The 12596-nt window shown below is 39.8% G+C and carries 12 protein-coding genes; 9 read left to right on the top strand and 3 right to left on the bottom strand.

What is annotated here, in order from left to right; genetic code table 11:
* The first annotated feature begins 150 nt into the window (after positions 1-150).
* From GGQ60_RS04450 to GGQ60_RS04430, 5 genes are all read left to right on the top strand, one after another.
* Positions 151-909: an ROK family protein gene (locus GGQ60_RS04450; protein ID WP_183760255.1), complete on the top strand. Its 759-nt coding sequence runs from the start codon at positions 151-153 to the stop codon at positions 907-909.
* Positions 910-996: 87 nt separating this feature from the next.
* Positions 997-2412: an NADP-dependent phosphogluconate dehydrogenase gene (gene gnd / locus GGQ60_RS04445; RefSeq protein ID WP_183760253.1), complete on the top strand. Its 1416-nt coding sequence runs from the start codon at positions 997-999 to the stop codon at positions 2410-2412.
* 29 nt (positions 2413-2441) lie between these two features.
* Positions 2442-3956: a glucose-6-phosphate dehydrogenase gene (gene zwf, locus GGQ60_RS04440; RefSeq protein ID WP_183760251.1), complete on the top strand. Its 1515-nt coding sequence runs from the start codon at positions 2442-2444 to the stop codon at positions 3954-3956.
* A 58-nt stretch (positions 3957-4014) separates the two neighbouring features.
* A complete protein-coding gene (pgl, locus tag GGQ60_RS04435; RefSeq protein ID WP_183760249.1) occupies positions 4015-4740 on the top strand; it encodes a 6-phosphogluconolactonase in 726 nt (241 codons plus the stop codon).
* Positions 4741-4743: 3 nt separating this feature from the next.
* Positions 4744-5097 carry a DUF5655 domain-containing protein gene (locus GGQ60_RS04430; RefSeq protein WP_229685088.1) on the top strand — a complete coding sequence of 118 codons (354 nt, stop codon included), beginning with the start codon at positions 4744-4746 and terminating at the stop codon, positions 5095-5097.
* A 282-nt stretch (positions 5098-5379) separates the two neighbouring features.
* Here the strand turns inward: GGQ60_RS04430 and GGQ60_RS04425 are convergent, their stop codons facing one another.
* The 3 genes from GGQ60_RS04425 to GGQ60_RS04415 all read right to left on the bottom strand — a co-directional run bounded on the left by GGQ60_RS04425 (position 5380) and on the right by GGQ60_RS04415 (position 9031).
* Positions 5380-6261 carry a Ppx/GppA phosphatase family protein gene (locus GGQ60_RS04425; RefSeq protein WP_183760247.1) on the bottom strand — a complete coding sequence of 294 codons (882 nt, stop codon included), beginning with the start codon at positions 6259-6261 and terminating at the stop codon, positions 5380-5382.
* Complete coding sequence (gene ppk1, locus GGQ60_RS04420; RefSeq protein ID WP_183760245.1) at positions 6261-8321, bottom strand: polyphosphate kinase 1; 2061 nt, start codon at positions 8319-8321, stop codon at positions 6261-6263. Before ppk1 ends, GGQ60_RS04425 begins: the two co-directional genes overlap by 1 nt.
* A 101-nt stretch (positions 8322-8422) precedes the next feature.
* Complete coding sequence (locus GGQ60_RS04415) at positions 8423-9031, bottom strand: hypothetical protein (protein WP_183760243.1); 609 nt, start codon at positions 9029-9031, stop codon at positions 8423-8425.
* 74 nt (positions 9032-9105) lie between these two features.
* Here GGQ60_RS04415 and GGQ60_RS04410 point away from each other — a divergent pair, with 74 nt between their 5' ends.
* The 4 genes from GGQ60_RS04410 to GGQ60_RS04395 all read left to right on the top strand — a co-directional run bounded on the left by GGQ60_RS04410 (position 9106) and on the right by GGQ60_RS04395 (position 12559).
* Entirely contained in the window at positions 9106-9597 is a 492-nt protein-coding gene (locus GGQ60_RS04410) for a YajQ family cyclic di-GMP-binding protein (protein WP_183760241.1), read from the top strand.
* Between the two features lie 41 nt (positions 9598-9638).
* The gene (locus GGQ60_RS04405; RefSeq protein ID WP_183760239.1) at positions 9639-10085 is read left to right on the top strand and encodes a GNAT family N-acetyltransferase; all 447 of its coding nucleotides are present in this window, start codon (positions 9639-9641) and stop codon (positions 10083-10085) included.
* A 56-nt stretch (positions 10086-10141) separates the two neighbouring features.
* Positions 10142-10738, top strand: coding sequence for a DUF4142 domain-containing protein (locus tag GGQ60_RS04400; protein WP_183760237.1), 597 nt, complete (start codon positions 10142-10144; stop codon positions 10736-10738).
* Positions 10739-10945: 207 nt separating this feature from the next.
* Positions 10946-12559 carry a S8 family peptidase gene (locus GGQ60_RS04395; RefSeq protein WP_183760235.1) on the top strand — a complete coding sequence of 538 codons (1614 nt, stop codon included), beginning with the start codon at positions 10946-10948 and terminating at the stop codon, positions 12557-12559.
* The last annotated feature ends 37 nt before the right edge of the window (positions 12560-12596 follow it).

Genomic DNA, 12596 nt, shown 5'->3' with positions numbered 1-12596 from the left:
TTTTTTATGTTAACGGAACAAACATAATTATATTCTACAAAATACATAGATTTTATAGATAATTTTATTGCATATAAATTACTTCCTTATCGATTTTATGTTTGTGGTTTTAATTTATTTGCAGAACTTCGGATTTATAAATACAGAATTATGGCTACAAAGAAAAAAGCTGAAAACAACAACATATTATCGATCGATATTGGCGGTACCAGTATAAAAACAGTTCTTTTGGATGAAAGCGGAAATATGCTTACCGAATATTTAAAAAGCAAAACCCCGGCAGAAGCTACCCCAAAAGATATTGTAACGGGTATCGTAGAATTGATTAAGCCTTTTCCTGATAGTTATAACCGCGTATCGATCGGGTTTCCCGGTTACGTAAAAAATGGTATTGTAAAAACAGCTCCCAACCTCGCCAAAAGCAAATGGACCGATGTAGACCTCGCCCAGCGAGTGGCCAATGAATTGGGCAAACCGGTACGTTTGGTGAACGATGCCGATCAGCAGGGTTTGGGTGTAGTTGATGGTAAAGGGTTCGAAATTGTTTTTACGGTAGGCACAGGGTTTGGTACAGCTTTGTTATTTGATGGCGAACTGCTGCCCCACCTCGAACTGGCACACTTCCCGATCAATAAAGAAGAAGATTACGATGATTACATCGGTAATAAGGCTTTCGAAAAAATAGGCCCGGAACGCTGGAACAAAAGACTTAAAAAAGTGATCGAAATCTATAAAACGGTTTTTAATTACGATACCTTATATATAGGTGGCGGTAATTCCAAACAGATCGATTTTAAACTCGAAGACAATATCAGGATTGTAACCAACAGGGACGGAATTAAAGGCGGTGCCAAGCTTTGGAAACTGGCCGATAAGTATAATATCTTTACAGTTGAACCTCAAAAATAATTGACCTTTTATTACAATCTTTTAACAACAATAGCTGCAATATTAATTTGTAAACCCTAATTTTGGGTGCATTCTAAAAAATAAAAAATGGCAAATAACGATTCGAAAAAATATAAATTGGGAATGATCGGTTTGGGTACTATGGGCCGTAACCTATTATTGAACATGGCTGATAAAGGCTTCTCGGTAACCGGTTACGACAAGGACCGCAAAATGATCTCGAAACTTGAAGAAGAAGGCAAAAAGCATAATTTAGAAGGGTTTGATGATATAGAAAGCTTTATTGCAAGTTTACAAACGCCCCGTACACTGATTTTGCTGGTACCTGCCGGACCAATTGTAGATAGTGTTATTGCAGAATTAAAACCGCTTTTAAGCAAAGGCGATATCATTATCGATAGCGGTAACTCCCATTTTACCGATACGAACCGCCGCGTGGATGAGCTGGAAAAAGACGGACTGCATTTCTTCGGCATGGGTATTTCGGGTGGCGAAGAAGGAGCACGTTTCGGTCCGAGTATGATGCCGGGCGGTGATAAACAGGCCTATAATGTGGTAAAAGATGTTTTCGATGCGGTAGCTGCAAAAGTTGGTACCGATCCTTGCGTTACCTACATTGGCCCGGGCGCTTCCGGTCACTTCGTTAAAATGGTGCACAATGGTATCGAATATGCCATTATGGAGCTCATTGCCGAAGTTTATGGAATCCTTAAAAACGGGTTGGGCTATTCTAATAGTGAGATTTATAAAATCTTCAAAAAATGGAACGAAGGCAGGCTTCAATCTTTCTTATTGGAAATCACTGCTGAAATTTTCCTGTTTAAAGACACCGAAACACAAAATGACCTGTTAGACCAGATTAAAGACGAAGCGCGCTCAAAAGGTACCGGAAAATGGACCTCAGAGGTTTCGATGGAACTTCAATTACCGGTGCCTACCATTAACGAAGCTGTTTCCAACCGCGATTTATCTAAATTTAAGGCCCTGAGGGTTTCTTTAGAAGAAGCTTTCGGTAAAAAAGACACGAAAATCGATATCACTGTTGATGAATTGGAAGATGCATTTTACTTCTCGATGATCAGTGCCTATGCGCAGGGTATGCATTTATTGGTTCAGGCCTCGAAAGAATATAAATATGATCTGCAACTGCAGGAAATTGCCAAAATCTGGCGTGGTGGCTGTATCATCAGGGCTAAATTTTTGGAAGACATCTACCAGGCCTATGATAAAAACCATTCATTGGAGCATTTATTCGGTGATGCCGGTATCCAGAATATCATTAAAAGCACTTTGGCTGGCACACGTAAAAGCATCTGTGCAGCTATTGCATCGGGTTTAGGTATCCCTGCATTTGCATCTACCCTAACCTATTTTGATACCATTACCACTGGCAGAATGCCTTCCAACCTGATCCAGGCACAAAGGGATTTCTTCGGTGCGCACACTTTTGAGCGTATCGATAAAGAAGGCATTTTCCATGCCGACTGGAATAAATTATCATAACCTATTTAATTCACGAACAACAAGATAAAATGAAAAGCAAAACCGCATTAAACCCTACCATTTTTGTAATATTTGGTGGAACAGGTGATTTAAACAAAAGAAAGTTAGCGCCTGCCCTATACAACTTATTTATAGAGGGTTACATGCCAAATAAGTTTGCGGTTATCGGTACGGGCAGAACCGAATTTACTGACGATAGCTATAAAGCTGCTTTAGAAGATGCCGTAAACCAGTTTTCGCGCAGCGGAAAAGTAAAAAAAGAAAAATGGGACAATTTCGCCAGCACCATGCATTATTGCCCTACCGATTTTGCGCAGCCAAAAACGTTCGAAAATCTTAAGGGAGCAGTAGAAAAATATCAAAAAGAATTTGGTGCGGGTACTCAGGTAATTTTCTACCTGGCGGTTGCACCGAACTTCTTTCCTATTATTGCCGAGTGTTTACAGAAATATAAACTGACACAGGATGAAGATAACAGCCGCATCGTTATCGAAAAACCTTTCGGTCACGATTTAGAATCAGCAAAAGAACTTAATGCGCTGTTAAGCACTATTTTTACTGAAAAACAGATCTACCGTATCGATCATTACCTGGGTAAAGAAACCGTTCAGAACATGATGGCTTTCCGTTTTGCAAACGCCCTTTTCGAGCCTTTGTGGAACAGGTCTTATATTGATCATGTACAGATTTCGGTAACCGAGCAGTTGGGAGTTGGCGATCGTGGCGGTTATTACGAAGGTTCGGGTGCGCTGAGGGATATGATCCAAAACCACCTCTTACAATTGCTTTGTTTAATCGGTATGGAAGCCCCTATCAATTTCGATGCTGATGAGATCAGGAACCGTAAAGTAGAGGTTTTAAAGGCCATGCGTCCTTTCTCTGCCGAAGATATCCGTTTCCACACGGTTCGCGGCCAATACAGCAAAGGCTGGGTTGAAGGTAAAGAAGTACCAGGCTACCGCCAGGAAAAAGGCGTAGATCCGCATTCAAATACCGAAACCTTTGCTGCCGTTAAATTCCATATTGATAACTGGAGATGGCAAGGCATTCCTTTCTATCTAAGAACAGGAAAACGCTTAAACCAAACTTCGTCGTTAATCACCATCCAGTTCAGGGATGTACCTCATCAGATCTTCTCTTCAGGTGTAACCGAAAACTGGCAACAGAACCGCTTGGTAATCAGCATCCAGCCGGAAATGAGTATCCGTATGCAGGTTCAGGCCAAAAGACCGGGCTTGGATATGGTATTGAACCCTGTTGATATGGTTTTTGACTATAAGGGAACTTATGAGGGCGATACCCCAGAGGCTTACGAAACCTTGTTGTTGGATGCCATGATGGGCGATCAGACGCTGTTCATGCGTGGCGACCAGGTAGAAGCTGCATGGGAACTGGTGATGCCGATCCTGAATACCTGGGAAAGCAAAAAATCTATCAATTTCCCTAATTACCCTGCTGATAGCTGGGGGCCAGAAGAAGCCGAAGCTTTAATTGCAAGAGACGGTTTCCACTGGTTTAACCTGCCATTGAAGAATAAGGAATAATTAAGTTGATGGTTCATGGACAAATGTCCATGAACCATCAACTATCAACTACTACAACATGAATCTACTCATATACAAAACATTAGAAGAACTTAACCACGATCTGGCAGATTATGTAATTAAAATTGCAGAAATGTCTATCGAACAGAACGACCGTTTCAATTTTGTACTTACGGGCGGCAGTTCTCCTAAAGCACTTTACCATTACCTGGCAACAGAAGGTAAACACCGCATTGACTGGGATAAAGTTTATTTCTTTTTTGGCGATGAGCGTAACGTTCCGGCCGATGATGATAACTACAATGGCTTAATGGCAAAAAAGACCATTTTAGATCCATTGGGCATTAAAGAAGATCACATTTTTTATGTAAATACCACATTGGCTCCGGAAAAAGCCGCTATTGAGTATAAAAAAGCAATTGATCAGCATTTTAAGGGCGAAGATATCGTATTCGATCTGATTCTTTTAGGTATGGGCGACGATGCGCACACCGCTTCAATCTTCCCGCATACCACCTTAGTTAAGGATGAAGAGGTGAATGTAGCTGCTGTTTATGTAGAGAAACTCGATACCTACCGCATCAGTTTTACCGCCCCTTTAATTAACAAAGCCGAGAATATTGCCTTTCTGGTATTTGGAGAAAACAAAGCAGAAGCATTGAAGCACGTAATAGGCGATACAGAAAAGAATGTCGATTTATACCCTTCTCAGTTAATTGATCCTATTGACGGTAAATTAACCTGGTTTACCGATGAAGCCGCAACAAAATTATTAGAAGATTAAAAAATGATGTCTGAAGAAAAACAGTTGTCAGACTTTTTAAACGGAAAAACGGAATATACCTTAGGGCTATTCCGTTTTTTTATGGAGCAATTGGCTGAAATAGGCAAAATTAATCTGCGCGCCACCAAATCGATGATTGCTATTGAATCTAAAACCACTTTCGCATACATTACCCAATTGGGCAAAAATTTCGTGCATGTCGTGATCCCTTTCGATCAGGCATATGAAGATAACTTATGCTTCGTCAAAATTGCGCAGGTACCCGGAACCCATCAGTTTAACCACCATTTAAGAATTTATTTCAGCGAAGATGTAAATGAAGAGGTGAAAAGTTATTTAAGGCTGGCAATGAGCTGATGTATTTTTAGCACAGAGTACACAGATGAAGGCTCAAAGATCGCAGGGTTGGATGTGTATACATTCCTTTTGACATGATCACTTATACCCCATATCCATTCGTTTTGTCATCCTGAGGGATGATTTATTTTTATAATGAATATGGGTGACAGCTCTCTCAGGAGTCGTCATTTCGAGCCGAGTGCAACGCAGTAGAGAACTACGAAGTGTTTAACGAAGCATAAATTTCTCCGCTACGGTCGAAATGACGGCCTTGCAAGGAATAGTACCATGAAAATTTTCTTAATCCAGCTTCTCCTCAATCAATAACTTAATAATTCCATCGGCCATACCTACTTTAGGTACATAAATCTGTTTAATTCCTGTCCATTTCATTAAAGTAAGGTAAATTTCGCAGGCAGGGATAATTACATCCGCACGGTCAGGATTTAAACCCAGGGTATGGATCCGCTCTTTTAAGGAGTAGCTGGTAAGCTTATTATACATCGAATTCAACTTTTGCAAGGATAAAGGCGCATTTTCCTTCTCATCCGACATGCGGAAAAGTTTGTTGATGTTACCACCGGTGCCAATACCTGCAAGATGCTTGTAAGCTTTGGTATGTTCTTTTACCCAATCTTTCATTTCTTCCCAGGTTTCTTCCTTGTCCTGGTTATCGAGCATCCTGATGGTACCGATATTGAAAGACCTCGATGCTTCGGGTACACCTTTTACAAAAACAGAAAGTTCGGTGCTACCTCCGCCCACATCGATATACAGGTAGGTTTTATTTTCATCAAGCTGCTCCTCGATATGATTGGCATAGATAATATTGGCTTCTCTTTGCCCCTCTATAATCTCTAAAGTAAGGTCAGTTTCTTTTTTAATCAGCTTTACAATATCCTGCCCGTTGTGGGCTTCGCGCATGGCAGAAGTTGCACAGGCCAGGTACTCCGATACATGATAAACATCCATAAGGTTTTTAAAGGCTGCCATTGTTTTCACCAGGTCGGCCGATTTTTTCTCCGAAATATGCTGATCTAAAAACGCATCATCACCTAAACGCAATGGTACGCGGATTAACGTATTCTTTTTGTATTTATATTTTCCGTCCTGTTTACTGATATCAGCAATGAGTAGCCTCACTGCGTTCGAGCCGATATCTATAGCTGCGTATCTTAACATTATGATTGATGCTTGGTTTTTAAATAGTTGTAGATGTCTACCTGTGCCCTTATCTTTTTACTTAATCTGTTTTTATGATATTTATTATTGTTCAAAGCATTAATTTGCCTCGATTTGGTATTGTCCTGCAATTGCAGATCGATAATATCCTGTATTTCCTGTTTCACATCTTTATCCAAAACCGGGAACCCCACCTCTACCCGGTGCTCAAAATTCCGGCTCATTAAATCGGCAGAAGAAAGGTACATGTCGTTTTTGCCATTGTTACCAAAAATATAAACACGGGCATGCTCCAGAAACTTATCAATAATGCTGATGGCCGTAATGTTTTCGCTAAAGCCTTTTACACCAGGCACCAAACAGCAGATGCCACGTACAATCAACTGGATTTTAACACCGGCATTGCTCGCGTCGTAAAGTTTGGAAATAATGGCTTCATCAGCCAGGCTGTTTACTTTGAGCATAATATAGGCCAGTTTGCCCTGTTTGGCATTCCTGATTTCGCGGTTTATAAAACTAACCAGCTTAGAACGGCTTTCTAAAGGCGAAACAATCAGGTGCTTAAATCCTTTGGTTACCGTTCGCTTGTTCAAAGCATCAAAAAGTTTAACCAGATCGTTGGTAATTTCTTTTCTGGTTGTAAAAATGCTATGATCGCAATATAAGCCAGCAGTTTTTTCGTTAAAGTTGCCGGTTGCTAAATTGGCATAGTAAACAGGTTTATCCTTTTCTATCCGTTTAACCAGGCAAATTTTAGAATGTACTTTGTAATCGGTTAAACCATAATTCACTTTTACCCCTTCTTCCATTAAACGGGTAGTCCAGAAAATATTGGCCTGTTCATCAAAACGGGCCTTAAGCTCAAGTAAAACAGAAACCGTTTTACCATTTTTGGCCGCGTTGATCAAAGCATTGATCACTTTAGAGTTTTCGGCCAAACGGTATAGCGTAATCTGGATTTCGGTAACTTTTGGATCTATCGCCGCCTCGCGCAGAAATAAAATAATGTAATCGTACGATTGGTAAGGTAAATTAACCAGGTAATCGCGTTGTGCAACTTTAGCGAACATGCTCTGTGTGCGGTGCAGATCGTGAACTTTTAGTGGCACATTCGGTGCATATTCCAACTCCTTTTTGCCCACATTCGGAAAAGCAATAAAATCTCCGAATTTATGGTAACGGTTACCGGGGATGAGGCTTTCGGCTTCCAGTTTCAGTTTGTTCACCAAAACAGTGAGCATACCCAAAGGCATGGCCGAATCATACAATAAACGCATGGGTTTTCCTTTTTTGCGCTTTTCCAAACTGTTTTTTAAATCTTCTATAAACTTATCGCTCACATTTTTATCGATGTCCAGTTCTGCATCACGTGTGAGCTGAATTGAATACGCCTCTAAATTATCGTAGGTAAAAATGTAGAAAATATCATTCAAACAGTACCTGATAATATCTTCCGCCAGGATGATAAATTTGAGATCATTTGTTTCTGGAAGAACCAAAAACCTAGGTAAATTTGGCGGAATTTCAATGATTGCATACTTCTCCCTTACTTTGGTATCTTTTTTTGATAATTTAACGAAGAAGTACAGGTACCTATCCTTCAATTCAGGAAAGGGTTTATCCATATCCAGCATAATCGGAACCAGGTTGGATAAGATCTTATCCCTGAAATGGTTTTTCACAAACTCACCCCTGCTTACATTGAGCTGGGTATCGTTTAAAATAAAAATCCTGTTCTGCGCCAGTTCGTTGATCAAAGTAGCCTGAAAAAGCTGGTCGAACTTCCTTTCCTGCTTTACTACAATATTTTTAATCTCGTTAAGGATTTTCTTGGGATTAAACCCTAAAAGTGCTTTTGCTTTATCGTTCAGGTTGGTGAGCCTGCTCATGGTGGCTACCCTCACGCGGTAAAACTCCTCTAAGTTGGAAGAAAATATGGATAGAAATTTAATACGTTCAATCAATGGCACAGTTTCATCAGCAGCTTCCTGCAATACGCGCTCGTTAAAATAAAGCCAGCTGATTTCGCGGTTAAAAAAGGGGATTTTCTTATTGCTCATTTAAAAAAATAAAAAATCCCTGTCAAAAACAGGGATGCTCAAATCTGCATATTAATTTGTTAAATTGATGTTAATTCATTTGCATGTTAACGTTAACAAATTTATTTTTTTGTTGGTGTTTTAACCACTTTCTTAAGCGCAGGTGTTGCTTTCGCCACTGCTTTTTTTGCTTCAGCTGCCGGGGCTGTTGTTTTTTTAGCTGCGGTTGCTGTCTTCGCCGGTACCTTTGTTGCAGGGGTTGCTGCTTTTTTAACAACCTTAGCTGTTTCTGCTACAGCCTTTTTGGTTGTGGCAACAGGTTTAGCCAAAATTTTTTCTGCTTTTTCTTCGGTTTCTATTGCAGCTACTTTAACACTCTGCACTACTGGTTTAGCTTTGGCAACTGCTTTTTTTACCACTTTTTTAGCCGTCTTTTCTGATTTGCTTACCGCCTTTTCAACCGGTTTTTTCGCTGTTTTTGCTTGTTCTTTTGATGTTTTTAATAATTCATCAATTTTCTGACCTACATCAGCTTTTACGATGGTAAATTTCTTGGTCAGTTTTTTTGCCACACGCTTACTCGCCTTTCCAACCTCTGTACTGATTTCAGATACATCATGTCCTAAACTTTTGATTACCTCTAAAAATTTATCGGTGATAGATTGCTCCAATTGTTTTTTGACTTCCTTTTTGGTAATCTTTTTTTGAGACTTTGGTTTAGTGGTTTTCATATTATTTTTCGTTTTTTTGTGAGGTAAGATTAATTTCTTAAATCTACTTATTTTTTTACTTTAAAGCTAAAACCATGCCTTCTTTTGATATAGTAAGTAAAGTTGATGCGCAAACATTAGACAATGCGGTTAACAATGCCAAAAAGGAAATTCTTAACCGTTACGATTTTAACGGCTCGAAAAGTACGATCGATTTGGATAAAAAAACAAACATCATTACCATCGTTACCGAAGATGATATGCGCTTAAAAGCCATTGAAGGTTCGATTATTTCGAGGATGATGAAACAGAACCTTGATCCTAAAAGTTTGGATTTCGGTGATGAACAACAGGCCTCAGGCAATATGATCAGGAAAGAGATCAGCATTAAAGAGGGCCTCGATAAAGAAGCTGCCAAAAAAGTGGTGGCGAAGATCAAAGCCAGCGGGCTAAAAGTACAACCGTCAATCATGGACGATCAGGTACGGGTAACCGCAAAAAAAATCGACGATTTACAGGCGGTAATCAGTTTGTGCAGAAGTGAGGATTTCGGACAGCCATTGCAATATATTAACATGCGTAACTGAGAGGTTAACCATTTAAACCACTAACCAATTAAACCATACTAATGGAAATCAGCGAAAACGGATTTATATTTTCAGATAAAAAAGAGCTTTTAGATATCGGGGCCATCCATCACTATTTGAGTACTGCATCTTATTGGGCTAAAAATATTCCGTTTGATACGGTAAAGCGATCTATTGAGCATTCGCTTTGTTTTGGTATTTATAAAGGTCATGAACAGGTAGGTTTTGCCCGTTGGGTTACCGACAAGGCAACTTTTGCATGGCTTTGCGACGTATATATTGAAGAAAGTTACCGTGGTTTGGGCTTATCGAAGAAATTGATGTCGTTTATGATTTTCCACCCCGATCTGCAGGGCCTTCGCCGTTACCAGCTGGCCACTTTAGATGCGCATGGCCTGTATGAGCAATTTGGTTTTTCGGTAATCGAGAACCCCGAGAGGCAAATGGGAATTGTGATTCCCGATATTTACAGTAGAAGTATAGAATAGAGAAAAACCTTTTTAAGTTTCTCTTGTTTTTAGTACACATCAATTGTAAAGAAAACATGAAAAATATATTCTTATTACCTATCGCTTTTACATTCGTACTCTCATTGGGAGCCTGTCAAACTGCAGATAAAAAATCAGCCACTACCAAAGACAGTGTTTCAGGAGATACGACAATGGTTAACGGTACCCATGATGTGGGATCCGAAAGCACCGAATCAGGCATTGATGAAGCTGGCGCAACTTTTTTAAGAAAAGCCGCTGTTGGTGGGATTATGGAAGTTGAGGCTGCTAAAATTGCAGCTAAAAATGCCCAAAGCACCGAAGTAAAAGACTTTGCAGCCAAGATGCTTACCGACCATACCAAAGCCAATAACGAACTAAAAGCGTTAGCTCAAAGCAAAAAAGTAATTACACCAGATGCGCTGCCAGCCGACCAGCAAATCCATCTGGATGAGATGAAAAAAATAACCGGAGCCGCCTTTGATAAACATTATATGGACATGATGGTTACCGATCATGCTAAAACGGTAGCCTTGTTTAAAACAGGGGCTGAAAACCGCGATCAAAGTGTTAAAGCATGGGCAGGTGCTACACTGAAAGTGATCGAATCGCATGATGAAATGGCGAAAAAAATTGTGGCTAATTTAAAATAGTTAAGCTATTTTTACGAAAGTTAAAAATCCTGAAATAATTATTTCGGGATTTTTTTTATCCTGTGGGTTAATATCCTCCTCGCACTTAAGTCGGTTCAGGATAACGCCACTTTAGTTAAAATGTGTTAAAAGCATTATTTTTTGTTACAATTTCTTTCAATAAAAAAATTAAAATTAACTTTCGCCGTTAAAACCAAAAGTAATTAAATGAATACAAATAAAATTTTCAGGGCACTTTTTAGTGCTGCACTCGTAGTTGCACTGCCTACTTTGGCCAACGCCCAAAAAGCCAATTGGCAAAATCTTGATCTTAAAAGCGACAGTACATTCGGAATCAGTACCGAAAAAGCATATAAAGAACTTTTAAAAGGCAAAAAATCAGTTAAAGTTATCGTAGCAGTCAATGACGGCGGTGTAGAAGCTACCCATGAAGATTTAAAACGGGTGATGTGGGTAAATACGAAAGAGATAGCCGGTAATGGCAAAGACGACGATAAAAACGGTTACATCGATGATATAAACGGCTGGAATTTTATTGGTGGCCCTAAAGAGTCTGTCAATTTCGAAACCTTAGAATTAACACGTTTGGTTCGTCGCGATCAGGCACGTTTTGCAAATACTACAGACGCAAATGTTGCAGAAAAGGATAAAAAAGATTGGGAAGCGTTTAAAGCAGAACGTGCTGACCTTGAGAAACAACTGGCAGAAGCTAAAGAAAATCTTGCAGGCCTTACCGGTTTCAAAAATGCTTTAGATGCCGTAGTGAAGAAAATCGGAAAAGAAAATCCTACATTGGAAGATTTTAAAAACTTTAAACCTTCTACACCAGTTGAAGGCAGGATACAGAATGTATTAACGCAGCAACTTGAAAAAGGAAGCTTCAAAGATTTTTACGAAGATCAGATTGTAGAAGGCTTCGATTATTACACACGCCAGGTTAATTACAATTTAAACCTGGAGTACGATCCGCGTTCGATTGTTGGCGACGATCCGAACAATGTTAATGAGAAATTTTACGGCAATAACGATGTAGCCGGTCCCGATGCCATGCACGGTACACACGTAGCAGGAATTATTGCCGCTGACAGAACCAATAAACTTGGTATTTTGGGTGTAGCGGATAACGTAGCCATTATGGGGGTGCGTTGTACACCAAATGGCGATGAAAGAGATAAAGATGTTGCAAATGCCATCCGTTACGCGGTTGATAATGGTGCTAAAGTAATTAACATGAGTTTTGGCAAGGCCTATAGCTGGAACAAAGAAGTGGTAAACGAAGCGATGAAATATGCGGCTTCGAAAGACGTATTAATTGTACAGGCTGCCGGTAATGAAAACAAAAACATCGATGTAGAGAACAATTTCCCTAACCACAAAGATTTAGACGAGAAAACCATTTCATCGTGGATTACGGTTGGAGCCTCCGGCCCTAAAGATGACGAAACATTAAAAGCAAGTTTCTCAAATTTTGGTAAAACCCAGGTAGATGTTTTTGCTCCCGGTGTTCAGATATATTCTACTGTACCGGGTTCTAAATACAAACATTTAGATGGAACCAGTATGGCTTCTCCGGTGGTTGCCGGCTTAGCAGGTTTAATCCGTTCTTATTACCCAAAATTAACTGCTGCACAGGTAAAAGAAATTATTGTTAAATCGGTTACCAAAGTAAACCACAATGTAACCTACGCTAAAGGCGAAGAGCCTGATGCCGAGAAAGTATCTGTTCCATTCTCAGACCTTTGCATCAGTGGTGGTATTGTTAATGCATACAACGCGCTAAAACTGGCTGCTACTTATTCAGGTAAAGCTACGGCGAAGTAAAATATATACCGGTTTTTACCAAAATGAGGTTATCTCC

Origin of the sequence: Pedobacter zeae (genome assembly GCF_014196715.1) — a bacterium.
Lineage (GTDB): Bacteria > Bacteroidota > Bacteroidia > Sphingobacteriales > Sphingobacteriaceae > Pedobacter > Pedobacter zeae.
This window is presented reverse-complemented; position numbering and strand designations above follow the sequence as displayed.

What these genes read in the sequence shown, in the direction of transcription:
- GGQ60_RS04450 (WP_183760255.1), top strand. Translation starts at nt 151, where the DNA reads ATGGCTACAAAGAAAAAAGCTGAAAACAACAACATATTATCGATCGAT.
- zwf (WP_183760251.1), top strand. Translation starts at nt 2,442, where the DNA reads ATGAAAAGCAAAACCGCATTAAACCCTACCATTTTTGTAATATTTGGT.
- ppk1 (WP_183760245.1), bottom strand. Translation starts at nt 8,321, where the DNA reads ATGAGCAATAAGAAAATCCCCTTTTTTAACCGCGAAATCAGCTGGCTT.
- GGQ60_RS04425 (WP_183760247.1), bottom strand. Translation starts at nt 6,261, where the DNA reads ATGTTAAGATACGCAGCTATAGATATCGGCTCGAACGCAGTGAGGCTA.
- GGQ60_RS04410 (WP_183760241.1), top strand. Translation starts at nt 9,106, where the DNA reads ATGCCTTCTTTTGATATAGTAAGTAAAGTTGATGCGCAAACATTAGAC.
- GGQ60_RS04415 (WP_183760243.1), bottom strand. Translation starts at nt 9,031, where the DNA reads ATGAAAACCACTAAACCAAAGTCTCAAAAAAAGATTACCAAAAAGGAA.
- GGQ60_RS04405 (WP_183760239.1), top strand. Translation starts at nt 9,639, where the DNA reads ATGGAAATCAGCGAAAACGGATTTATATTTTCAGATAAAAAAGAGCTT.
- pgl (WP_183760249.1), top strand. Translation starts at nt 4,015, where the DNA reads ATGAATCTACTCATATACAAAACATTAGAAGAACTTAACCACGATCTG.
- GGQ60_RS04395 (WP_183760235.1), top strand. Translation starts at nt 10,946, where the DNA reads ATGAATACAAATAAAATTTTCAGGGCACTTTTTAGTGCTGCACTCGTA.
- GGQ60_RS04430 (WP_229685088.1), top strand. Translation starts at nt 4,744, where the DNA reads ATGATGTCTGAAGAAAAACAGTTGTCAGACTTTTTAAACGGAAAAACG.
- GGQ60_RS04400 (WP_183760237.1), top strand. Translation starts at nt 10,142, where the DNA reads ATGAAAAATATATTCTTATTACCTATCGCTTTTACATTCGTACTCTCA.
- gnd (WP_183760253.1), top strand. Translation starts at nt 997, where the DNA reads ATGGCAAATAACGATTCGAAAAAATATAAATTGGGAATGATCGGTTTG.